At 70.7% G+C, this 22129-nt stretch carries 21 protein-coding genes and 1 pseudogene; 13 read left to right on the top strand and 9 right to left on the bottom strand.

Going from position 1 to position 22129, the window contains the following annotated elements; all coding sequences use genetic code 11:
* Positions 1-2: 2 nt before the first annotated feature.
* The 10 genes from rpsB to AOK11_RS08940 all read left to right on the top strand — a co-directional run bounded on the left by rpsB (position 3) and on the right by AOK11_RS08940 (position 10976).
* Positions 3-920 carry a 30S ribosomal protein S2 gene (gene rpsB / locus AOK11_RS08985; RefSeq protein WP_055593128.1) on the top strand — a complete coding sequence of 306 codons (918 nt, stop codon included), beginning with the start codon at positions 3-5 and terminating at the stop codon, positions 918-920.
* A 202-nt stretch (positions 921-1122) separates the two neighbouring features.
* Positions 1123-1959, top strand: coding sequence for a translation elongation factor Ts (gene tsf, locus AOK11_RS08980; RefSeq protein WP_055593127.1), 837 nt, complete (start codon positions 1123-1125; stop codon positions 1957-1959).
* A gap of 190 nt (positions 1960-2149) precedes the next feature.
* Positions 2150-2905, top strand: coding sequence for a UMP kinase (gene pyrH / locus AOK11_RS08975; protein WP_055593126.1), 756 nt, complete (start codon positions 2150-2152; stop codon positions 2903-2905).
* 176 nt (positions 2906-3081) lie between these two features.
* Positions 3082-3639 carry a ribosome recycling factor gene (gene frr, locus AOK11_RS08970; protein WP_055593130.1) on the top strand — a complete coding sequence of 186 codons (558 nt, stop codon included), beginning with the start codon at positions 3082-3084 and terminating at the stop codon, positions 3637-3639.
* Positions 3639-4763 (top strand): phosphatidate cytidylyltransferase, encoded by a 1125-nt coding sequence (locus tag AOK11_RS08965; RefSeq protein ID WP_079034717.1) that lies wholly within the window; start codon positions 3639-3641, stop codon positions 4761-4763. The genes frr and AOK11_RS08965 overlap by 1 nt, the downstream gene beginning before the upstream one ends.
* Before the next feature lie 287 nt (positions 4764-5050).
* Complete coding sequence (rlmN, locus tag AOK11_RS08960) at positions 5051-6157, top strand: dual-specificity RNA methyltransferase RlmN (RefSeq protein ID WP_055593125.1); 1107 nt, start codon at positions 5051-5053, stop codon at positions 6155-6157.
* A gap of 239 nt (positions 6158-6396) precedes the next feature.
* Entirely contained in the window at positions 6397-7479 is a 1083-nt protein-coding gene (locus tag AOK11_RS08955; protein WP_055593124.1) for a thiamine ABC transporter substrate-binding protein, read from the top strand.
* On the top strand, positions 7455-9128 hold the full coding sequence (locus AOK11_RS08950) for an ABC transporter permease (RefSeq protein WP_055593123.1): 1674 nt from the start codon (positions 7455-7457) through the stop codon (positions 9126-9128). Before AOK11_RS08955 ends, AOK11_RS08950 begins: the two co-directional genes overlap by 25 nt.
* Positions 9129-10154, top strand: coding sequence for an ABC transporter ATP-binding protein (locus AOK11_RS08945; RefSeq protein ID WP_055593122.1), 1026 nt, complete (start codon positions 9129-9131; stop codon positions 10152-10154). It begins immediately after the preceding gene.
* 24 nt (positions 10155-10178) lie between these two features.
* Positions 10179-10976 carry a maleylpyruvate isomerase family mycothiol-dependent enzyme gene (locus AOK11_RS08940; RefSeq protein WP_055593121.1) on the top strand — a complete coding sequence of 266 codons (798 nt, stop codon included), beginning with the start codon at positions 10179-10181 and terminating at the stop codon, positions 10974-10976.
* Between the two features lie 120 nt (positions 10977-11096).
* Here the strand turns inward: AOK11_RS08940 and AOK11_RS08935 are convergent, their stop codons facing one another.
* The 7 genes from AOK11_RS08935 to AOK11_RS08905 form a co-directional block, all read right to left on the bottom strand.
* Entirely contained in the window at positions 11097-11825 is a 729-nt protein-coding gene (locus tag AOK11_RS08935; protein WP_055593120.1) for an LAETG motif-containing sortase-dependent surface protein, read from the bottom strand.
* A gap of 147 nt (positions 11826-11972) precedes the next feature.
* A complete protein-coding gene (locus AOK11_RS08930; RefSeq protein ID WP_055593119.1) occupies positions 11973-12512 on the bottom strand; it encodes a hypothetical protein in 540 nt (179 codons plus the stop codon).
* 112 nt (positions 12513-12624) lie between these two features.
* The gene (locus tag AOK11_RS08925; protein WP_055593118.1) at positions 12625-13032 is read right to left on the bottom strand and encodes a VOC family protein; all 408 of its coding nucleotides are present in this window, start codon (positions 13030-13032) and stop codon (positions 12625-12627) included.
* Between the two features lie 141 nt (positions 13033-13173).
* Positions 13174-14589, bottom strand: a complete 1416-nt coding sequence (locus AOK11_RS08920; RefSeq protein ID WP_055593117.1) for a hypothetical protein — start codon at positions 14587-14589, stop codon at positions 13174-13176.
* Positions 14571-15320 carry an ABC transporter ATP-binding protein gene (locus AOK11_RS08915; protein ID WP_055593116.1) on the bottom strand — a complete coding sequence of 250 codons (750 nt, stop codon included), beginning with the start codon at positions 15318-15320 and terminating at the stop codon, positions 14571-14573. Before AOK11_RS08915 ends, AOK11_RS08920 begins: the two co-directional genes overlap by 19 nt.
* Positions 15321-15571: 251 nt before the next feature.
* Complete coding sequence (locus AOK11_RS08910) at positions 15572-16945, bottom strand: aspartate aminotransferase family protein (protein ID WP_055593115.1); 1374 nt, start codon at positions 16943-16945, stop codon at positions 15572-15574.
* 2 nt (positions 16946-16947) lie between these two features.
* A complete protein-coding gene (locus tag AOK11_RS08905) occupies positions 16948-17466 on the bottom strand; it encodes an Lrp/AsnC family transcriptional regulator (RefSeq protein ID WP_055593114.1) in 519 nt (172 codons plus the stop codon).
* A 181-nt stretch (positions 17467-17647) separates the two neighbouring features.
* On the opposite strand from AOK11_RS08905, the gene AOK11_RS08900 reads away from it, so the two are divergent.
* Together AOK11_RS08900 and AOK11_RS08895 are read left to right on the top strand one after the other, a co-directional pair.
* On the top strand, positions 17648-19087 hold the full coding sequence (locus AOK11_RS08900; RefSeq protein ID WP_055593113.1) for a gamma-aminobutyraldehyde dehydrogenase: 1440 nt from the start codon (positions 17648-17650) through the stop codon (positions 19085-19087).
* Positions 19088-19309: 222 nt separating this feature from the next.
* Positions 19310-19837 (top strand): hypothetical protein, encoded by a 528-nt coding sequence (locus tag AOK11_RS08895; protein WP_055593112.1) that lies wholly within the window; start codon positions 19310-19312, stop codon positions 19835-19837.
* A 24-nt stretch (positions 19838-19861) separates the two neighbouring features.
* On the opposite strand, the gene AOK11_RS08890 is transcribed toward AOK11_RS08895, so the two are convergent.
* Both AOK11_RS08890 and AOK11_RS08885 read right to left on the bottom strand, forming a co-directional pair.
* Positions 19862-20548, bottom strand: coding sequence for a glycerophosphodiester phosphodiesterase (locus tag AOK11_RS08890; RefSeq protein WP_055593111.1), 687 nt, complete (start codon positions 20546-20548; stop codon positions 19862-19864).
* A gap of 71 nt (positions 20549-20619) precedes the next feature.
* Positions 20620-21696, bottom strand: coding sequence for an adenosine deaminase (locus AOK11_RS08885; protein ID WP_055593110.1), 1077 nt, complete (start codon positions 21694-21696; stop codon positions 20620-20622).
* A 152-nt stretch (positions 21697-21848) separates the two neighbouring features.
* On the opposite strand from AOK11_RS08885, the pseudogene AOK11_RS43845 reads away from it, so the two are divergent.
* A pseudogene (locus AOK11_RS43845) lies at positions 21849-22129 on the top strand (hypothetical protein); the annotation flags it as partial.

The following is a 22129-nucleotide window of genomic DNA, read 5'->3' as shown; positions in this document are numbered from 1 at the left end:
CGATGCGGGAGCTGCTGGAGAGCGGCGTCCACTTCGGTCACCAGACCCGTCGTTGGAACCCGAAGATGAAGCGCTTCATCTTCACGGAGCGCAACGGCATCTACATCATCGACCTGCTCCAGTCGCTGTCGTACATCGACCGCGCCTACGAGTTCGTCAAGGAGACCGTCGCCCACGGCGGCACGGTCATGTTCGTCGGTACGAAGAAGCAGGCGCAGGAGGCCATCGCGGAGCAGGCCACCCGCGTCGGCATGCCCTACGTCAACCAGCGCTGGCTGGGCGGCATGCTCACCAACTTCTCGACCGTCTACAAGCGTCTGCAGCGCCTCAAGGAGCTCGAGCAGATCGACTTCGAGGACGTGGCCGCCTCCGGCCTCACCAAGAAGGAGCTGCTGGTCCTCTCCCGCGAGAAGGCCAAGCTGGAGAAGACCCTCGGCGGTATCCGCGAGATGCAGAAGGTGCCCAGCGCCGTCTGGATCGTGGACACCAAGAAGGAGCACATCGCGGTCGGTGAGGCCCGGAAGCTCAACATCCCGGTCGTCGCCATCCTCGACACCAACTGCGACCCCGACGAGGTCGACTACAAGATCCCGGGCAACGACGACGCGATCCGCTCCGTCACCCTGCTCACCCGTGTGATCGCCGACGCGGTCGCCGAGGGCCTCATCTCCCGCTCCGGTGTCGCCACCGAGGGCAAGGGCGAGAAGGCCGCCGGCGAGCCCCTCGCCGAGTGGGAGCGCGACCTGCTCGAGGGTGAGAAGAAGGCCGACGAGACCCCGGCCGCCGCCGAGGCGGAGAAGCCCGCCGAGGCCCCCGCTGCCGACGCTCCGGCCGCCGAGGCCGAGGCCGAGGCCGAGAAGCCGGCCGAGGAGGCCCCCGCGGCCGACGCCGCCCCGGCTGCCGAGGCCGACCAGGCCTGAGCTGCCCGTCAGTGCTGATGACGGCGGGAGCGGGTGACATGATCCCCCATTGCCTGAAGGGCATGGGAGGTACCCCCACCGCTCCCGCCGTTCACCCGTAGGTGCGCGGCGTGTCACGGTTCCCCGGCTCGGACAGTCCACTGTGGACCGCAGACCCCGCAGATCTCCGATTCTCCAGACTTCGAGAAAGACTCACAGACTCATGGCGAACTACACCGCCGCCGACGTCAAGAAGCTCCGGGAGCTCACCGGCGCCGGCATGATGGACTGCAAGAAGGCGCTGGACGAGGCCGAGGGCAACGTCGAGAAGGCCGTCGAGGCGCTCCGTATCAAGGGCCAGAAGGGCGTCGCCAAGCGCGAGGGCCGCTCCGCCGAGAACGGCGCCGTGGTTTCGATCATCGCCGACGACAACTCCTCCGGTGTCCTCGTCGAGCTGAAGTGCGAGACGGACTTCGTCGCCAAGGGCGAGAAGTTCCAGGCCGTGGCCACCGCCATCGCCGAGCACGTCGTCGCGACCTCCCCGGCCGACATCGAGGCCCTGCTCGCCTCCGAGATCGAGGCCGGCAAGACCGTCCAGGCGTACGTCGACGAGGCCAACGCCAACCTGGGCGAGAAGATCGTCCTGGACCGCTTCGCCCGGTTCGCCGACGGCTACGTGTCGGCGTACATGCACCGCACGATGCCCGACCTGCCCCCGCAGATCGGTGTTCTCGTCGAGCTCGACAAGCCGAACGCCGAGGTCGCCAAGGGCGTCGCCCAGCACATCGCCGCCTTCGCGCCGCAGTACCTCTCCAAGGAGGACGTGCCGGCCGAGGTCGTCGAGACCGAGCGCCGCGTCGCCGAGGAGACCACCCGCGCGGAGGGCAAGCCCGAGGCCGCCCTGCCGAAGATCGTCGAGGGCCGCCTCAACGGTTTCTTCAAGGACGCCACGCTGCTGGGCCAGCCCTACGCGCTGGACAACAAGAAGTCCGTCCAGAAGGTCCTGGACGAGGCCGGTGTCACCCTGAAGCGCTTCACGCGCATCAAGGTCGGCATCTGAGTCCGTACCGCGACGGGCGGGCGACCCCTATAGGGTCGTCAGCAGTCGTTCGGACACGCCGTCACGCACGCGCGCGTGCCGGACGACAGCAGATCTGACGAGGAGGCCATTGCCGCATGGGATGCGTAGCACACCCCACCGGCAGTGGCCTCCTTCGTATGTGCAACAGGTGAAAGAGGCGGGATCCCCGATGACCAAGGCTGAGAAGAGCGACGACGGCACAGTGCACGGACGGTTTCTGCTGAAGCTGTCCGGAGAGGCCTTCTCCGGTGGCGGAGGCCTCGGCGTCGATCCCGACGTGGTGCACGCCATCGCACGCGAGATCGCGGCGGTCGTGCGTGACGGCGCCGAGATCGCCATCGTCATCGGCGGCGGCAACTTCTTCCGCGGCGCCGAACTCCAGCAGCGCGGCATGGACCGGGCCCGCTCGGACTACATGGGCATGCTCGGCACCGTGATGAACTGCCTCGCGCTCCAGGACTTCCTGGAGAAGGAGGGCGTGGACAGCAGGGTCCAGACCGCCATCACCATGGGCCAGGTCGCCGAACCCTACATCCCGCTGCGGGCCGTACGGCACCTGGAGAAGGGCCGTGTGGTCATCTTCGGTGCCGGCATGGGCATGCCGTACTTCTCCACCGACACCACCGCCGCCCAGCGCGCCCTGGAGATCGACGCCGAGGCACTGCTGATGGGCAAGAACGGCGTGGACGGGGTCTACGACTCCGACCCGAAGACCAACCCCGATGCGGTGAAGTTCGACCACCTCGGGTACGGCGAGGTCATCACGCGTGATCTGAAGGTCGCCGACGCCACGGCCGTCACCCTGTGCCGCGACAACAAGCTCCCCATCGTCGTCTTCGAACTGCTGACGGAGGGCAATATCGCGCGCGCCGTCAAGGGTGAGAAGATCGGCACACTGGTGGGTGACCCGACGGACCGGAAGTGACCGGACCACAAGCACCCGTCCGAGGGGCGATACCCCCGGGGGACGGACGGGGCGGGCCGGGGGATGGACAATGTCCCACCGGTCGGGAACCGTGCAGGAAGAAGACGCGACGCAGCCGGTCGTCACCCCGACAGGGAACCGCGGCCGGGCCTACTCAAGACACGCAGGAGCAAGTGGTGATCGAAGAGACCCTCCTCGAAGCCGAGGAGAAGATGGAGAAGGCCGTCGTGGTCGCCAAGGAGGACTTCGCCGCGATCCGCACCGGCCGTGCGCACCCGGCGATGTTCAACAAGATCGTGGCCGACTACTACGGCGCGCTGACGCCGATCAACCAGCTGGCCTCGTTCTCCGTGCCCGAGCCGCGCATGGCCGTGGTCACGCCGTTCGACAAGAGCGCACTGCGCAACATCGAGCAGGCCATCCGCGACTCCGACCTGGGCGTCAACCCGAGCAACGACGGCAACATCATCCGCGTGGTGTTCCCGGAGCTGACCGAGGAGCGCCGTCGCGAGTTCATCAAGGTCGCCAAGGCCAAGGCCGAGGACGCCAAGGTCTCCATCCGCGCCGTGCGCCGCAAGGCCAAGGACGGCATCGACAAGATGATCAAGGATGGCGAGGTCGGCGAGGACGAGGGCCGCCGTGCCGAGAAGGAGCTCGACGACACCACCGCGAAGTATGTCGCCCAGGTGGACGAGCTCCTGAAGCACAAGGAAGCGGAACTGCTCGAGGTCTGATGAACGACTCTTCCTGGGGGGCGCCGCAGGCCGGGTACTGGGGGCCGCCCGACCAGGGGCCCGTCCAGGGAGCTGTCCCGGCGGGCCCCCCGTACGATGCGCACCACGCGCAGCAGACTCGCCCCATGCCGATCGTGCCCGGTGCACCCGAACACGGCGGTGATCAGGAGATGGACCAGGGGGTTGCTCGGCCGAGCGGCCCCTTGTTCCGAGACGAGCCGACACGGGCGCGCCCCCATCCCGGGGAGATGCCGCAGAATCCGGAGTCCATGTCCGACGCCCCGCAGCCGGCGCCCCCGCCGCAGAAGAAGAGCGCGGGGCGCAACCTGGGTGCCGCGATAGGGGTCGGCGTCGGGCTCGGTGCGCTGGTCGCCGTGTCGCTGTTCGTCGTCAAGGCCGTCTTCGTCGGTGTCGTCGCCGTCGCCATCGTGGTGGGCCTGCGGGAGCTGACCAAGCGGCTGGAGGAGCGCAAGGGCATCAAGGCGCCGTTCGTGCCGCTCGCCGTCGGCGGTGCGGCCATGATCGTCGCCGGGTACGTTTGGGGCGCCGACGGCGCCTGGACCGCGATGGCGCTCACCGCGCTGGCGGTCCTGGTCTGGCGGATGGCCCAACCGCCCGAGAACTACCTCAGGGACGTCACGGCGGGGGTCTTCGCCGCGTTCTACGTGCCGTTCCTGGCGACCTTTGTGTCGATGATGCTGGCCGCGGACGACGGGCCCTGGCGGGTACTGACGTTCATAGTGATCACGGTCGTCGCCGACACCGGCGCGTACGCCGTCGGCTGGCGCTTCGGCACGCACAAGCTCGCCCCGCGGATCAGCCCCGGCAAGACCCGCGAGGGCCTGCTGGGCGCGGTCGCCTTCGCCATGGTGGCGGGCGCGCTGTGCATGCAGTTCCTGATCGACGGCGGGACCTGGTGGCAGGGGCTGTTGCTCGGGCTCGCGGTCTCGGTCAGCGCCACCCTCGGCGACCTGGGCGAGTCCATGATCAAGCGGGACCTCGGCATCAAGGACATGGGCACCCTGCTGCCCGGTCACGGCGGCATCATGGACCGTCTGGACTCCCTGCTGCCGACGGCCCCGGTGGTGTGGCTGCTGCTGGTGGTCTTCGTCGGGTCCGGGTGAGGGAAGGTCACGGGGCCGTGCGGCGCCGGCCGCACAGGGATGCAGCACGGGCCGCCGGACTTCCTGCCTCCGGCGGCCTCGGTGGTCGGCTGCCGGTGGTCTTCGCCGGGAGCTGACCCGGCCGGCCCCGGCACTCCTTCGAGCCCCCGCGTCCCGTCGGACGCGGGGGCTCGCGCCGTCCTGGAAGGGCTTCCCTGGAAAGGCTTCGGCGGGGCGTCCCGGGCAGCCGGGGGCCCCGTGGCCGGTCCGCGCGGCCACCCCGATGGATCTGCGACACTGGTACAGCCATGCCTAAGCCCGGAGAACTGACCTTTGTCGCGCCGCGCGGATCCAAGAAGCCGCCGCGGCACCTTGCCGACCTCACGCCCGCCGAGCGCAAGGAGGCGGTCGCAGCGGCCGGTGAGAAGCCGTTTCGGGCCAAGCAGCTCTCGCAGCACTACTTCTCGCGGTACGCGCACGATCCGGAGCAGTGGACCGACATCCCCGCCGGGTCCCGGGCCAAGCTGCGGGAGGCGCTGCTTCCCGAGCTGATGACGGTCGTCCGGCATCTGTCCACCGACCAGGGCACCACCCGCAAGACGCTGTGGAAGATGTTCGACGGGACCCTCGTCGAGTCGGTGCTCATGCGGTACCCGGACCGGGTGACGATGTGCATCAGCTCGCAGGCGGGCTGCGGCATGAACTGCCCGTTCTGTGCGACCGGACAGGCCGGTCTCGACCGGAACCTGTCCACCGCGGAGATCGTGCACCAGATCGTGGACGGGATGCGGTCGCTGCGGGACGGGGAGGTTCCCGGCGGGCCGGCGCGGCTGAGCAACATCGTCTTCATGGGGATGGGCGAGCCGCTCGCCAACTACAACCGGGTCGTGGGCGCCATCCGCCGCCTGACCGACCCCGAGCCGGACGGTCTCGGGCTGTCCCAGCGCGGGATCACCGTGTCGACGGTCGGGCTCGTGCCGGCCATCAACCGGTTCTCCGACGAGGGCTTCAAGTGCCGCCTCGCCATCTCCCTGCACGCGCCCGACGACGAACTGCGCGACACCCTCGTCCCGGTGAACACGCGGTGGAAGGTGCGCGAGGTCCTGGACTCCGGGTTCGAGTACGCGGCCAGGTCCGGGCGACGGCTGTCCATCGAGTACGCGCTGATCCGGGACATCAACGACCAGGCGTGGCGCGGTGACCGGCTCGGGCGGCTGCTCAAGGGCAGGCCCGTGCACGTCAACCTCATCCCGCTCAACCCGACGCCCGGCTCCAAGTGGACCGCCTCGCGGCCCGAGGACGAGAAGGCGTTCGTGGACGCGATCGCCGCGCACGGTGTGCCGGTGACGGTCCGGGACACCCGTGGACAGGAGATCGACGGGGCCTGCGGACAGCTCGCCGCGAGCGAGAGGTAGCCTGGCCGGGCACAAGGACAACAACTGCATACCGGGTAACCACACGTTCATTTTCCGACAGGGGAGCGCTACAGCGCTGAGAGTGCGGCATCGGCCGCAGACCCTCCGAACCTCGCCCAGGTCATTCTGGGTAGGGAGATCGGTCATCACTCGAGCTGTTACGCCCTGCCCGGGACACCTGTGAGGGGTCCCGGGCAGGGCCGCGTCTCTTCCTGGCCACCCCCAGGAGGAAAAAACCGGTGAACATCACCAAGAAAGTCACGATCCTGGCCGTCGGGCTGGGCCTGGTCACGCTGTCCGCCTGCGGTTCGTCCGACGGCGGAAGCGAGGGCGACGGCGGGTCGAAGACCGTGACTCTCGTCAGCCACAACTCGTGGGCCGCGTCCAAGGACGTCCTCGCCGCCTTCGAGAAGGAGTCCGGCTACAAGCTCAAGGTCCTGGAGGACGGCGACGCCGGGTCGGCCGTCAACAAGGCGATCCTGACCAAGGACAACCCCCAGGGCGACGTCTTCTTCGGCGTGGACAACACCCTGCTGTCCCGCGCCCTCGACAACGGGCTGTTCCAGCCGTACGAGGCGAAGGGCTCCCTCCTCGTCCTTCCCGAGTTCCGGGTCGACGGGAGCGGCCACCGGGTCACGCCCGTCGACACCGGTGACGTCTGCGTCAACTACGACAAGGCCTGGTTCGAGGAGCACGACCTGACTCCGCCACGGACCTTCGACGACCTGGTCGAGCCCGAGTACAAGGATCTCCTCGTCACGGAGAACGCCTCCACCTCCTCGCCCGGCCTCGGCTTCCTCCTCGGCACCGCCGCGAAGTACGGCGACGAGGGCTGGCAGGACTACTGGAAGAAGCTCAAGGCCAACGGCGTGAAGGTGGTCGACGGCTGGGAGCAGGCCTACAACGAGGAGTTCTCCGGCTCGGCCGGCGGCAAGCAGGCCAAGGGCGACCGGCCGCTGGTGGTGTCCTACGCCTCCTCGCCGCCCGCCGAGGTGATCTACGCCGACCCGAAGCCGAAGACCGCGCCCACCGGCGTCGCCGAGGGCACCTGCTTCCGCCAGGTGGAGTACGCGGGACTGCTCGGCAACGCGCGGAACCCCGAGGGCGGCAAGGCGCTGCTCGACTTCCTGATCAGCAAGCGGTTCCAGGACGACATGCCGCTCAACATGTTCGTCTACCCGGTGCGGGAGGACGCCCAGGTGCCCGAGGAGTTCACGAAGTTCGGACCGCGGGCCGAGGACCCCGAGACCATGGCCCCGGCGAGGATCGCCGACCACCGCGACCAGTGGGTCAAGTCGTGGACCTCGCTCGTACTGAAGTGAGCCGAGCCGCGGCGAGGCGGCGCGAGGCCGCGGCGCGGCTCGGCCTGATGGCCGTGCCCGTCGCGTTCTTCGCCGCCTTCTTCGCCTACCCCGTCACCGCGATCGTCGCACGAGGTCTGAAGGCCGACGGGGTCTGGCAGTTCGGGCGGATCGGGGAGGTGCTGGCGCAGTCCGACATCCGGCAGGTGCTGTGGTTCACCACCTGGCAGGCACTGGTCTCCACCGCTCTCACCCTCCTGATCGCCCTGCCCGGCGCATACGTCTTCGCCCGCTTCGACTTCCCCGGCAAACAGTTGCTGCGAGCCGTGGTCACCGTCCCGTTCGTGCTGCCGACGGTCGTCGTCGGTACGGCGTTCATGGCGCTCGTGGGGCGCGGCGGGCTCCTCGACGAACTGTGGGGGCTGCGGCTGGACACCACCGTGTGGGCGATCCTGCTGGCGCACGTCTTCTTCAACTACGCCGTCGTCGTACGGACCGTCGGCGGACTGTGGGGGCAGCTCGACCCGCGGCAGGAGGAGGCCGCGCGGATGCTCGGCGCCTCCCGGTTCACGGCTTGGCGGACCGTCACGCTGCCCGCGCTGGCGCCCGCCGTGGCCGCCGCCGCGCTGATGGTCTTCCTGTTCACCTTCACCTCGTTCGGTGTGGTGCAGATCCTCGGCGGGCCCACCTTCGCCACCCTGGAAGTGGAGATCTACCGGCAGACGTCGGAGATCTTCGACCTGTCCACCGCCGCCGTCCTGACGATGATCCAGTTCGTCGCGGTGGGCGCGATCCTCGCCCTGCACGCCTGGACCGTACGGCGGCGGGAGACCGCACTGCGGCTGGTGGACGCCTCAGGCACCGCGCGGCGGCCGCACGGCGCCGGACAGTGGGCGCTGCTCGCCGGGGTCTTCGCCACCGTCGCCGTCCTGCTGCTCCTGCCGCTCGCGGTGCTGGTGGAACGATCCTTCGGCGACGCGGGCCTCGGCCACTACCGGGCGCTGACCCGTGACGACGGGGGCGTGTTCCTGGTCGCGCCGATCGAGGCGGTCGGCAACTCCCTGCGGTACGCGGCCCTGGCCACCGTCATCGCCATGGTGATCGGAACCCTGGCATCCGTCGCGCTCACCCGGCGGGACGCGGGACGGCTGGTGCGGGGCTTCGACGCCCTGCTGATGCTGCCGCTCGGAGTGTCCGCCGTGACCGTCGGCTTCGGGTTCCTGATCGCCCTCGACGAGCCGCCGCTGGACCTGCGTTCCTCCTGGATCCTGGTGCCGCTCGCGCAGGCACTGGTCGGTGTTCCCTTCGTCGTACGGACCATGCTGCCCGTGCTGCGGGCCGTGGACGTGCGGCTGCGGGAGGCGGCGGCAGTGCTCGGGGCGTCGCCGTGGCGGGTGTGGCGGGAGGTGGACCTGCCGATGGTGCGGCGGGCCGTACTCGTCGCGGCGGGGTTCGCCTTCGCCGTGTCGCTGGGGGAGTTCGGGGCGACGGTGTTCATCGCGCGGCCGGACAACCCGACACTGCCGGTGGCCGTGGCACGTCTGCTGGGCCGGCCGGGAGAGCTCAACTACGGGCAGGCGATGGCCCTGTCGACGATTCTGATGATCGTGTGTGCGGTGGCGCTGCTGCTCCTCGAGCGGCTGCGGACCGACAGATCCGGGGAGTTCTAGATGCTGTTGAGCCTCGAGGGCGCCACCGTCCGCTTCGGCGGGCGCGCGGTGCTGGACGCCGTGGATCTCCAGGTCGCCGAGCACGAGACCGTGTGCGTGCTCGGGCCCAGCGGCAGCGGCAAGTCCACCCTGCTGCGGGCGGTGGCCGGACTGCAGCCCCTCGACGCGGGGCGGATCTCGCTCGCCGGGCGCGACCAGGCGGGCGTGCCCGCACACCGGCGCGGGGTCGGGCTGATGTTCCAGGACCACCAGCTGTTCCCACAGCGGGACGTGGGCGCCAACGTGGCCTTCGGGCTGCGGATGCACGGTGCGTCTCGCAGTGAACAAGCGGACCGCGTGAGGGAGTTGCTGGAACTCGTCGGACTTCCCGGGGCGAGGGGGCGGGCCGTGGCCGCCCTGTCCGGCGGAGAGCAGCAGCGCGTCGCACTGGCGCGCGCGCTGGCGCCCAGCCCGCGGCTGCTGATGCTCGACGAGCCGCTCGGCCAGCTCGACCGCTCGCTCCGGGAGCGACTCGTCGTCGAACTGCGGGAGCTGTTCGGCCGGTTGGGCACCACCGTGCTCGCCGTGACGCACGACCAGGGTGAGGCGTTCGCCCTGGCCGACCGGGTCGTGGTGATGCGGGACGGGCGGATCGCCCAGTCCGGTACGCCGCTCGAGGTGTGGCAGCGTCCGGCCGACGCGTTCGTGGCCCGCTTCCTCGGCTTCGAGAACGTGGCCGAGGCGACGATCACCGCGGACGTCGCGGTGACGCCCTGGGGCAAGATCCCGGTGCCGGCGGACGCACCGCAGGGGACGCGCACCCTGCTGGTCAGGCCCGCCGGAGTCCGTCTGGTCCCGGGCGGGGCGGGCCCGCGCTGCACCGTCACCGCGCGCACCTTCCGCGGCACCCATGTCGCCGTCCGCCTCCAGCCGGGGGACGGCGACGGGCCCCGCCTGGAGGCCGCCTGCGCCCTCCGGGCGGCACCGGAGGTGGGGGACGAGGTCGGAGTGGAGTTCGACGCGGCCGAAATCGTCGTGCTCGGGTAAGAGGTCCTGTCTAGGGTGAGCGGCATGACCTCCCTCGCGCACGACCGCTACTGCGACGAAATCGCCGACCAGGTAGGCCGGTTGCGGTCCGTGGTGACCTCGGGTGCCGATCTGGACGGCACGGTGCCCACCACACCGAAGTGGTCCCTGGAGGAGCTCGTCCGGCATGTCGGCGGCGCTCTGCGCTGGGCCGCGCTGATGGTGCGCACCCGGGCCGGGGAGGAGATCCCCGAGGAGCGGGTGCCGGGATTCGACGGGCCCGATGTGCGGGGCGACCCCGCCGCGCTGGACGCGTGGCTGGCCGAGTCGGGTGACCTGCTCGTCGAGGCGCTGCGGGAGGCCGGGCCGGACGCCGAGGTGTGGAGCTGGGCGGGAATCCGCAATGCCGGATTCTGGGCCCGCCGTATGACGCACGAGATGACGGTCCACCGCGCGGACGCGACCCTCGCCGCCGGACTGCCCTACGAGGTCGCGCCCGATGTCGCCGCCGACGCGATCGACGAGTGGCTGGAGATCGTGCAGTGGGCGCAGCGGACGCTGCCGGAGGACACGGCGAGAGAGCTGCGCGGCCCGCACCGGAGCATCCATCTGCACGCCACCGACACCGGCCCGGAGGTGAACGCGGAATGGAGCATCGAGCTGACCGAGGAGGGCGTTTCCTGGCACCGCGGCCACGAGAAGGCCACGGTCGCCCTCCGCGGCCCGCTGACCTCCGTGCTCCTCGCCTTCTACCGCCGGCTGCCGCTCGACGCACCCGAGGTGGAGGTGCTGGGCGACCGGGAGCTGCTGGAGTTCTGGCTGGAACGGGCGACGTTCGGCTGAGGTGAACCGCCGGGAGAGGCGACGGCTCCCGCACGGCGACGGCTCCCGCACGGCGATGGCTCCCGCACGGCGATGGCCCGCCCCTTCCGGGACGGGCCATCACCTCACGTCCTCGAGGCGTCAGCTGTCGCTGTTCGCCCCGCGACGGCGCATGCCGAAGAAGATCGCACCGCCACCGACGGCGACCAGGGTCGCCGCGATACCGGCGATCAGGCCGGTGTTGGAGTCGGCGCCGGTCTCGGCGAGGTTCGACTCACCGACGGCGGGCGACGGAGCGTTGTCCGAGGTGTCCGCCGGAGCGGTGGTCTCGGGCTCGGACTCCGACGGAGTCGGCGTGCCGGGCTCCTCCTCGTCCTCGGACGGGGTCGAGGCGGAGTCCGACGGCGTCGGAGCGGGCTCCGACGGAGCCGGGGGCTCCTTCTCTCCCTTGCAGGCCGTGGCCGGGGTGGTCAGGTTCGGCTTGATGTCCTCGTCCACGTAGGGCTTGGCCTTGACGTGGATGCGGTACTCGGCGTTGGGCTGCCAGTCCTCCTCGAAGGTGATGGTCACACCCTCACGGGAACCCTTGACGACCTGCTCGCCGACCTTCTTCTCGTCGGCGCCGTTGTTCTCCAGGAACACGGTGACGGTGGCGGGAACGCCCGCCGGGTCGACGTCGGTGACGGTGATGACACCCTTGTCACCGACGCACTTCGCCTCGGCCGAGAACTCGTTGATGTTGCACGCGGCCGCGCTGCCGGCGAGGCCGACGGTGAGTGCGGCCGACGCGGAGACGACACCGAGGGCGCGTACGGTGCGTGCGACGGTACGGCGCGAGGCCGTACGGCGTGATACGGACAGAACTGTCACGTTTGTCCTTTACGGGATGCGCAAATGCGGGGGGTTGAGGGAGTGTTGATGCAGCATCAGCACTCCCATGAGGCTCCCAGGTCTATAAGCGCAGCATAAGTAGTGTCAACGCATATGCCGACAGCAGGCCATCACTTTGCCGATTCGTTAACTGCTCAGGCGTTTCAACGCCTTCGGAGCCTCCTCGGTCCGGTCGACCAGGTCGATGCGCGCCTCCGTCGAGCGCTCCCGGACGAGCGACCGGAGCAGCGGCCAGGCGGGCGGCCTCTCCGTCCGGTGCGCCCGGTTCACCAGCACCATCGGGGTCGGGTCGCCGTGCGACTCGTAGGTGAGGGCGTCCGGGGTTTCCGCGTGTCCCTTGTCGAGGGCCGCGAACAGGCCACCGGGCGTGTAGAGATGACCGCGGTACGGGTCGAAGGGGAGCGCCGGGACGGGTGGGAGGACCAGGGCGCCGTCGGTACGGAGCCTGTCGGTCTCCTCCGGCCGCATCCGGCAGCCGAGGAGGACGGCGCCGGCGGTGTCCGTGGCGAGCAACTCCCGTGTCCGGTCGGTCGGATCGAGGGACTGGATCCGGAACCCGGCGAGCGTGCCGCGGGCCGAGACGATCGCGTCGAACTCCTCGAGCGTCTCGCTCTCGTGGTTGCCGTGGTTGCCGTGATGGGCGGCATGGGCGGGAGCCGTTTTCACCCGCCCGTGTCGGGAGGCTGACCGCCGGGAGGCGGACCGCGGCGGGAGGCCCGGGTACCGGAGGTCCCCGGCCGCCGCGGCCCTCCCGGCCCGGCTCGGCCCAGGTCCGTCCTCAGCCCTCCAGCGCGGACGGGTCCATCCACACGACCTCCCAGGTGTGGCCGTCCAGGTCGTCGAAGGCGCGGCCGTACATGAAACCCTGGTCCTGGGTCTCCCCGCTGACCGAGCCGCCCGCCGCGAGGGCCTTCTCGACCAGCTCGTCGACCTTCTCGCGGCTCTCGGAGCTCAGGGCCAGCAGCACCTCGCTGGTCCTGGTGGAGTCGGCGATCTCCTTCTTCGTGAACTCCGCGTAGCGCTGCTTGGTGTGCAGCATCACGACGACGGTGTCGCCGATCACGACGGAGGCGGTGTTCTCGTCGCTGAACTGTTCGTCGAGCTCGTAGCCGAGTGCCGTGAAGAACTTCTTCGAGGCGTCGAGGTCGTTGGCGGCCAGGTTCACGAAGATCATCTGCTGCGTCATGGGGGGTGCCTCTCCCGTGGGTCTGCCGGTTCCTGAGCGGTTCCGTGCCGTGTCGTTCGAGGGGGTGGACCGGCGCAGCGTCCGGAACTCATCGCCCGCGGAGATTTTCTTCGGGGCTCCGGGGTCGGGTGGTGCGCGGCCTCACAGGGCCAGGGACAGCGCCGACAGCTGGGCCACGATCACGGTCAGCGGGCCGAACAGGGCGAGGAGCGTGCCGGCCCTGAGCGCCGCGGCCCGGCGCGGTGTCGAGGCGGGAGCCCCGAGACGCAGCAGCGCGGCCGTGGTGCCGGCGTGCGCCCGTTTGGTCTCGACGGCGGCCGTCAGCAGCGTCGCCACGGTGCAGCCGGTCACCAGGAGCACGCCGAGCAGGGCGAGCGGGCCGGCCGGCCGGCCGTCGGGGTAGTACAGCGAGCCCAGGGCGTACGCGCCCGACAGCACGGCGCAGACCACGCCCAGCGGACGGCCGATCCTGGTGGCCTCCGTCATGAGGAGCCGTCCGGCCAGCAGGCGCAGGGCACCCGGGCGGACCGACTGGAGCAGACGGCCGCACAGATGGGTGAGGCCGGGACCGGCCAGGGCCAGGCCGACGGCGGCCAGCACCGGACCGGCCGGTGCGCCGGGCCGGTCGCCGGTCACGGCGCCGACGCCGGTACGGCTCGCGTAGGCCCCCACGGCCAGGCCCACGGCCAGGACCGCGATGCCCCAGGGGAGACCGGACGGTGCCCTGCCGGCGCCGGACGCCGGGACCGCGGCCGCCGAATCGGGGTCGTCCTGCGTGCCGTGCGGCCCGTGCGCCCGCTCGGGGTCCTGCCCCGGAAGATCGGCTCGCAGCCGATCCTGCTGTGCCTGTGCCTGTGTCTGCAGTGGCGCCTGTGCCTCCTCCGGCGTTGGCTGCCGGGCGGCGGACGGGCGGCGGCCGTGGGCCGCCGTCTCCAGGTGCCTGCCGAAGCGTCCGTACGCCCCGAACGTCTCCCGCGCGGCCGTGGCACGGTACGCGCCGAAGCGGCCGTACGCCGTCCGCCCCGAACGGGACGGTCCCGCCGCCCGCTCTCGCGGGCGCAGTGCCACCGCCACCGCCGCCGAGGCGCTCCCCGGTACCAGCGTCAGCAGGGTCAGGGTCGCCGGGAGCGGCAGCGGCCGGCCGACGGCCAGGAAGTCGGTGCCGGAGCCGTCGAAGGGCGTGCCGGTGAGGTCGCCGCGCAGGTGGAGGAAGACGAGCAGCGCGGTCACCGACCCCAGCGCGCAGGTCAGGGCCGTGGTCGTCGCGGAGATCGCCATCAGCCGGACCGGGCCGAGGCCGAGCGCCGAGAGCCCGGACCGGGGCCTGGTTCCCGGGTCGGTCCGGGCCACCGCGACCGCGAAGTACACCGTGGCTGCCAGCGGGGCCGCGCACCAGGCCAGCCGGAGCAGCGAGGCGGACGGTGCGCCCGGGGGGCCGAGCGCGTGGCCGAGGGCGCACAGCAGCAGAAAACCCGTGCCCGCCGAGGCCGCGGCGACCAGGAAGCGGCGCAGCTGGACGGCCGGACGGGCACCTCGGGTCAGACGGAGAGCGAGCACGCGGCCCGGCCCTCCGTCTCGGCGGTCCTGGAGACCGGAGGCAGATGTACGGTGCGCACCCGGCGCCCGTCGAGCAGCGACACCGTGCGGTCGGCGAGGGCCGCGGTGTCCGCGTCGGTGGTGGCGAGGAGCACCGTGATGCCGTGCGAACGGGCCGCCGTGGTCAGCGTGCGCAGAACGTGCCGCCGGTCGGCGCGGTGCAGCGGGGCGGTCGGCTCGTCGGCGAACAGCACCGAGGGAGCCGGGGCGAGTGCGCGGGCGATGCAGACCCGCTGGCGCTCCGCGTGCACCAGGTCCCCGGGGTGCTTGCGGGCCTTGTCGCCGACGTCGAGCCGCTCCAGCCACTCCAGGGCGGTCGCCCTGGCCGGGCGGCGGGCGATGCCGCGCAGCATCAGGGGAAGGGCGGCGTTCTCCCAGACGTTCAGCTCGGGGACGAGTACCGGCGCCGGGTCGATCCAGCCGAAGCGCTCCCGGCGCAGCCGCTCGCGTGCGGCCGTGCGCATGGTGTGCACGGGCACGCTGTTGAACCAGATCTCGCCGCCCGCCACGGGCACCAGGCCGGACAGGCACCGCAGCAGGGTCGTTTTTCCGCTGCCTCGCGGGCCGCCGACGGCGAGGATCTCGCCCTCCCCGACGCCGAGCGAGACCCCGCTCAGCCCGGGTGAGCCGTCGTTGTGCCGGAAGTGCAGGGCGCGTGCCCAGAGCACGTCGTTGTCCGGTGGGGCCACCATGGCGTACACCTCGGTTCGGATCAGAAATGCCGTGCGAGATTCGTGAATCCCCCATGCGGGGGAACGAAAGCAGAGCCGATCGGTCACTGGGAACGCTAGGCAGCACGCGACGGGACGCCGGACAGCACGCGGCCCCGGACCGCCGTTTCTCACTCGAACGGGCGGCACCGGGGCCGTGTTCGGTCATTCCAACCGAAGATCACAGCGGGAGACCACGGTGGAAGCTCACGGCTGAAGAGCGCAGCGCGGGATCACAGCTTCGTCCATGCCTCCTCCAGGGTGGCGCGCAGGATCTGCTCGATCTCGTCGAACGTCTCCTGGTCGGAGATCAGCGGCGGGGCGAGCTGGACGACCGGGTCGCCGCGGTCGTCGGCACGGCAGTACAGGCCGTTCTCGTACAGCTTCTTGGACAGGAAGCCGTACAGGACGCGCTCGGTCTCGGCGTCGTCGAAGGTCTCCTTGGTGTGCTTGTCCTTGACCAGCTCGATTCCGTAGAAGAAGCCGTTGCCGCGGATGTCGCCGACGATCGGCAGGTCGTACAGCTTCTCCAGCGTGGAGCGGAAGGCGCCCTCGTGGTCCAGTACGTGCTGGTTGAGGCCCTCGCGCTCGAACAGGTCGAGGTTGGCGACGCCCACCGCGGCCGAGACGGGGTGGCCGCCGAAGGTGTAACCGTGCAGGAAGACGTTGTCACCCTGGTAGAACGGCTCGGCGAGGCGGTCGGAGACGATGCAGGCGCCGATGGGGGAGTAGCCGGAGGTCATGCCCTTGGCGCAGGTGATCATGTCCGGTACGTAGCCGAACTTGTCGCAGGCGAACGTCGTGCCCAGGCGGCCGAAGGCGCAGATGACCTCGTCCGAGACGAGCAGGACGTCGTACTGGTCGCAGATCTCGCGGACCCGCTGGAAGTAGCCGGGCGGCGGCGGGAAGCAGCCGCCGGCGTTCTGCACCGGCTCGAGGAAGACCGCGGCGACCGTGTCCGGACCCTCGAAGAGGATCTGCTGCTCGATCTGGTCGGCGGCCCAGCGGCCGAACGCCTCCGGGTCGTCGCCGTGGATCGGGGCCCGGTAGATGTTGGTGTTCGGCACCTTGCGGGCGCCCGGCACCAGCGGCTCGAACGGGGCCTTCAGAGCCGGCAGGCCGGTGATCGACAGGGCCCCCTGAGGGGTGCCGTGATAGGCCACCGCGCGGGAGATGACCTTGTACTTGGTCGGCTTGCCGGTCAGCTTGAAGTACTGCTTGGCGAGCTTCCAGGCGGTCTCCACCGCCTCGCCGCCGCCGGTCGTGAAGAAGACCTTGTTCAGGTCGCCCGGCGCCTCGTGGGCCAGCCGCTCCGCCAGTTCCACGGCCTTGGGGTGGGCGTAGGACCACACCGGGAAGAAGGACAGTTCCTGCGCCTGCTTGAAGGCGGTCTCGGCGAGCTCGACCCTGCCGTGCCCCGCCTGGACGACGAACAGCCCGGCGAGACCGTCGAGGTAGCGCTTGCCCCGGTCGTCGTAGATGTGGGTGCCCTCGCCGCGGACGATGGTGGGCACGGGGGAGTTCTCGTACGAGGACATGCGGGTGAAGTGCATCCACAGGTGGTCGTACGCGGCCTTGCTGAGGTCCTTGGGGCTGTCGGTGCTCACGATTATCGGGTTCCCCACATATAGGTCTGCTTCTTGAGCTTGAGGTAGACGAAACTCTCGGTGGAGCGCACGCCGGGCACGGCCCGGATGCGTCGGTTGATGACCTCCAGAAGGTGGTCGTCGTCCTCGCAGACGATCTCGACCATGAGGTCGAAGGAGCCCGCGGTCATCACCACGTACTCGCACTCGTCCATGGCGCTCAGCGCGTCGGCCACGGACTCCACGTCACCCTCGACATTGACGCCGACCATCGCCTGCCGGCGGAAGCCCACCGTGAGCGGGTCCGTGACGGCGACGATCTGCATCACGCCCTGGTCGAGCAGCTTCTGGACGCGCTGGCGCACGGCCGCCTCCGACAGGCCGACGGCCTTGCCGATGGCGGCGTAGGGCCTGCGGCCGTCCTCCTGGAGCTGCTCGATGATGGCGAGGGAGACGGCGTCCAGGTGGGGACCGCCGCCGTTCCTGGACTCGCGGGAGTCCTTGGGTTCTGCGCTTCGACTGGCCACACGGTCACTGTGCACGAGGTCTCGATCGTTCCGCAAGGCGCATTCGATGAAATCCGTTGTTGCGAGGGTTGATGTTTGCGGATTTCGCAGACTTGGGGTGGCCGGGGGTGTTGAATGCGTCAGAGGTCCGTCTAGGGTGGGTGTCTCAGAGGTTGGACACCTCGGACACCCACGAGGAGCACCGGGAGGACCTGCAGTGAGTACCGAGCTGCGACGTCTGCGCAACTACATCGGCGGCGCGTTCCGTGACGCCGCCGACGGACGGACCACCGAGGTGGTCAATCCCGTGACCGGCGAGGCGTACGCGACCGCGCCGCTGTCCGGACAGGCCGACGTGGACGCCGCGATGGCGGCCGCCGCCGAGGCCTTCCCCGGCTGGCGCGACGCCACGCCGGCCGAGCGGCAGAAGGCCCTGCTGAAGGTCGCGGACGCCATCGAGGAGCGCGCCGAGGAACTCATCGCGGCCGAGGTGGAGAACACGGGCAAGCCCATCGGGCTGACCCGCACCGAGGAGATCCCGCCGATGGTCGACCAGATCCGCTTCTTCGCGGGCGCGGCGCGGATGCTGGAGGGCCGCTCGGCCGGCGAGTACATGGAGGGACTGACCTCCATCGTGCGCCGTGAACCGGTCGGGGTCTGCGCCCAGGTCGCCCCCTGGAACTACCCGATGATGATGGCCGTGTGGAAGTTCGCCCCGGCGATCGCGGCGGGCAACACGGTCGTCCTCAAGCCCTCGGACACCACCCCGGCCTCCACCGTCCTGCTCGCCGAGATCCTCGGCTCGGTCCTGCCGACGGGCGTCTTCAACGTCGTCTGCGGCGACCGCGACACCGGCCGCATGATGGTCGAGCACGAGACCCCGGCGATGGCGTCCATCACCGGTTCGGTGCGGGCCGGCATGCAGGTCGCCGAGTCCGCGTCCAAGGACCTCAAGCGCGTCCACCTGGAGCTGGGCGGCAAGGCGCCGGTCGTCGTCTTCGAGGACACCGACATCGCCAAGGCCGTGGAGGACATCTCCGTCGCGGGCTTCTTCAACGCCGGCCAGGACTGTACGGCCGCCACGCGTGTCCTCGTCCACGAGTCGATCCACGACGAGTTCGTCACCGCCCTCGCCAAGGCCGCCGCCGACACGAAGACGGGTGCCCCCGACGACGAGGACGTCCTCTTCGGTCCGCTCAACAACGCCCACCAGCTGGCCCAGGTGGAGGGCTTCGTCGACCGGCTGCCCGCGCACGCGCGCGTGGAGGCCGGCGGCAGGCGCGTCGGCGACAAGGGCTTCTTCTACGCGCCCACCGTGGTCTCGGGCCTGAAGCAGGACGACGAGATCGTCCAGAAGGAGGTCTTCGGCCCGGTCATCACCGTCCAGACCTTCACCGACGAGGACCAGGCCGTCGCGTACGCCAACGGCGTCGAGTACGCGCTGGCCTCCTCGGTGTGGACCAAGGACCACTCCCGGGCGATGCGCATGTCCAAGAAGCTCGACTTCGGCTGCGTGTGGATCAACACCCACATCCCGCTGGTCGCGGAGATGCCGCACGGCGGCTTCAAGAAGTCCGGCTACGGCAAGGACCTCAGCGCCTACGGCTTCGACGACTACACGCGCATCAAGCACGTGATGACGTCGCTCGACGCGTAACCGGTCGCGACCGGTCCCGCCCGCGCGGCGGAGCCGCGTGCCGGTTCGGCCCCGCGCCCCTTCCGGGCGCGGGGCTTCTTGCGTGCGCCTGCCGGTGCGCGGTGCGCGGTGCGCGGCGAGTGGCGAGTGGCGAGCGGCGAGCGCGAGAAGTGTGCGGAGTACGGGGGGAGTTCACTCGACCCCGGTTTTTGAACGCGTTCAACAAGGGCGTATGTTGCCGTCATGAGCGACAGAGCCGCCCTGCTCAAGGGCATTCGCGTCTGGCTGGTCTTCTTCGCCGTCTGCCTGGTGCTCAGTGGCGCCACGGCCTTTCCCCTGGTCCATGAACTGCGCTGGACCGAGGAGGCGCTCCGCTCCCTGGGGGCGCCGGAGCACCTTCCCGCCCTCATGGAGTGGATCGAGCGGGTCCGGGACGGCCTCGACACCGCCGACGCCGAGTATCCGTTCCTCCTCTACGGCACCGACTGGCTGGCCTTCGCCCACCTCGCGATCGCCGTCGCCTTCTACGGCCCCTACCGCGACCCGGTCCGCAACATCTGGGTCGTCGAGTTCGGCATGATCGCCTGCGCCGGCGTCATCCCGCTCGCCCTCGTCTGCGGCCCGGTCCGCGGCATCCCCTTCTGGTGGAGCGTCATCGACATGGCGTTCGGGGTGTTCGGCGTGATCCCGCTGTACGCCGTACGCAAGAAGACCAAGCGGCTGGAGGCACTTGCCCCGTACGCCGTGCCGCCCCTCGCGTCCTTGGCGTGATCCGCCGGACGGCTCCTGCCGGCCCTACCGGGTGGCGCGCAGGGCGCACAGGACGTCGATGCGGTTGGTGGTGATCGAGTCGGCGCCCAGCGCCAGCAGGCGGCGCAGGGAGCGGCGGGTGTCCGGGGTCCACACGGAGAGCAGGTAGCCGTCCGCGTGGACCCGGTCGGCGAGGGCCCGGTCGACCAGGCTGAAGCGGTAGTTCAGCCAGCGCGGCCGGATCGCCTCCAGGAGACCGGCGCGCGGCGGGGCCAGCGACGTGCAGGTGAGGGCGATCTCGGCGGACGGGTCCGCCGCGCGGACGGCGAGCATGGCGCCGGCACCCGCGCAGTAGTGGACGCGGTCCCGGGCGCCGTGCTCCCGTACGGCGTCCACGATCCGGCGCACCGCGCGAGGAGCGGGATCGCCCGGCAGGTCCAGCATGACCCTGCTGCCCTCGGTCGCCGACAGCGCGTCCGGGAGCGTGGGCACCCCGCCGTCGGTCAGACCGCGCACCTCCTCCCAGGACAGCGACCGCAGCGGGCGGTCGTGCCCCCAGAGCCGCTTCAGCGTCTCGTCGTGCAGCAGGACCGGTACGCCGTCCCGGGTGAGGCGTACGTCGAACTCCACCGCGTCCGCGCCCTTGTCGAGCGCGGAACGCAGCGAGGCGAGCGTGTTCTCGCGGACGTGGTACGGGTCGCCGCGGTGGGCCACGGCGGTCACGTGGTGCATGGCGGCCCTCCGCGGGGTCGGTTCACTTGCCGGTTCACGGGACGACCGGTCCACCGCGGTGGAGGACGGACTCACCGCAGCGGCCGGGAGGCGAACCAGGACGTGGTGTAGGCGTCGATCTCGGCCGCCAGCCGTGCCTTGCCCGGCGCGTCCAGGAACGACGCCTCCACCGCGTTCTTCGCCAGCGCCGCCAGGCCCCGCTCGTCGAGGTCCAGCAGCCGCGCGGCGACCGCGTACTCGGTGTTGAGGTCGGTGCCGAACATCGGCGGGTCGTCGGAGTTGACGGTGACCAGCACACCCGCGCGGACGAAATCCTTGATCGGGTGCTCGTCGAGGTCCGCGACCGCGCGGGTGGCGATGTTGGAGGTGGGGCACACCTCCAGCGCGATACGCCGCTCGGCGAGGTGCGCGAGCAGTTCGGGGTCCTGGGCGGCGCTGGTGCCGTGCCCGATCCGCTCCGCGCGCAGGTCGACCAGGGCGTCCCACACCGTCCCGGGACCGGTGGTCTCACCGGCGTGCGGCACCGAGTGCAGGCCCGCGGCGATGGCCCGGTCGAAGTACGGCTTGAACTGCGGCCGGGGCACCCCGATCTCGGGTCCGCCCAGGCCGAAGGAGACCAGGCCCTCCGGGCGCAGCCGGTCGTCGGTGGCGAGCCGGGTGGTCTCCTCGGCGGCCTCCGAACCGGCCTCGCCGGGGATGTCGAAGCACCAGCGGAGCACGGTCCCCCACTCGGACTCGGCCGCCTTGCGGGCGTCCTCGATCGCCTCCATGAACGCCCGCTCGTCGATCCCGCGGCGGGTCGACGAGAACGGGGTGATCGTCAGCTCGGCGTACCGCACCTGCTGTCGGGCCAGCTCACGCGCCACCTCGTAGGTGAGCAGCCGGACGTCCTCGGGTGTGCGGATCAGGTCGACGACGGACAGGTACACGTCGATGAAGTGGGCGAAGTCCGTGAAGGTGAAGTAGTCGGCGAGCGCCTCGGGATCGCTGGGGACCTTGGAGTCGGGGTGGCGGGCGGCCAGCTCCGAGACGATGCGGGGGGAGGCGGAACCGATGTGGTGCACGTGCAGTTCGGCCTTGGGCAGTCCGGCGATGAAATCGTGCGGGCCGCTGCCCGCCTCGGCGGACGAGGCGAGGCGTTCGGTCATGGTCCCTCCCCGGGAGCGGCGTCCCCGGCCGGGGTGCGGCGGGACGCGGGTGATCGGCTGATCGGTGGATCGAGGATCATCGTAGGCCGGGCACGCACGGGGCGGGGGCGGGCCGTACGATGACGGGACGTTCGACGGAGGGGGTCCAGCGTATGGCCGACGACGCACAGGCGCCGGAAGCGCGGGGGAACCCGGCGGGCGGTACTCCGCCCCGGGACCCGCATGCTCATGACGACGTCTGGGCGGAGCCGGCCGACAGCAGGGCCGCGCAGGCCCAGCCGCCCCAGAGCCCGCCGCGGGACGTGGCGCCGCCCGAGCCGACCCAGGTGGATCTCGGCAGTCGGGGCGCGACCGGACCGTCGGGCTCCGCCGGAGTCACCGACCCGTTCGCCCTCCCGGAGTTCGATCCGCCGGCCCCCGCCCCGAGTACGCC

Source organism: Streptomyces hirsutus, assembly GCF_001418415.1.
Lineage (GTDB): Bacteria > Actinomycetota > Actinomycetes > Streptomycetales > Streptomycetaceae > Streptomyces > Streptomyces hirsutus.
This window is presented reverse-complemented; position numbering and strand designations above follow the sequence as displayed.

Coding starts and splice junctions, on each gene's coding strand:
- AOK11_RS08940 (WP_055593121.1), top strand. CDS start 10,179: ATGACCTCCCTCGCGCACGACCGCTACTGCGACGAAATCGCCGACCAG.
- pyrH (WP_055593126.1), top strand. CDS start 2,150: ATGACCAAGGCTGAGAAGAGCGACGACGGCACAGTGCACGGACGGTTT.
- AOK11_RS08925 (WP_055593118.1), bottom strand. CDS start 13,032: ATGACGCAGCAGATGATCTTCGTGAACCTGGCCGCCAACGACCTCGAC.
- AOK11_RS08945 (WP_055593122.1), top strand. CDS start 9,129: ATGCTGTTGAGCCTCGAGGGCGCCACCGTCCGCTTCGGCGGGCGCGCG.
- tsf (WP_055593127.1), top strand. CDS start 1,123: ATGGCGAACTACACCGCCGCCGACGTCAAGAAGCTCCGGGAGCTCACC.
- AOK11_RS08965 (WP_079034717.1), top strand. CDS start 3,639: ATGAACGACTCTTCCTGGGGGGCGCCGCAGGCCGGGTACTGGGGGCCG.
- AOK11_RS08895 (WP_055593112.1), top strand. CDS start 19,310: ATGAGCGACAGAGCCGCCCTGCTCAAGGGCATTCGCGTCTGGCTGGTC.
- rlmN (WP_055593125.1), top strand. CDS start 5,051: ATGCCTAAGCCCGGAGAACTGACCTTTGTCGCGCCGCGCGGATCCAAG.
- rpsB (WP_055593128.1), top strand. CDS start 3: ATGCGGGAGCTGCTGGAGAGCGGCGTCCACTTCGGTCACCAGACCCGT.
- AOK11_RS08885 (WP_055593110.1), bottom strand. CDS start 21,696: ATGACCGAACGCCTCGCCTCGTCCGCCGAGGCGGGCAGCGGCCCGCAC.
- AOK11_RS08890 (WP_055593111.1), bottom strand. CDS start 20,548: ATGCACCACGTGACCGCCGTGGCCCACCGCGGCGACCCGTACCACGTC.
- AOK11_RS08915 (WP_055593116.1), bottom strand. CDS start 15,320: ATGGTGGCCCCACCGGACAACGACGTGCTCTGGGCACGCGCCCTGCAC.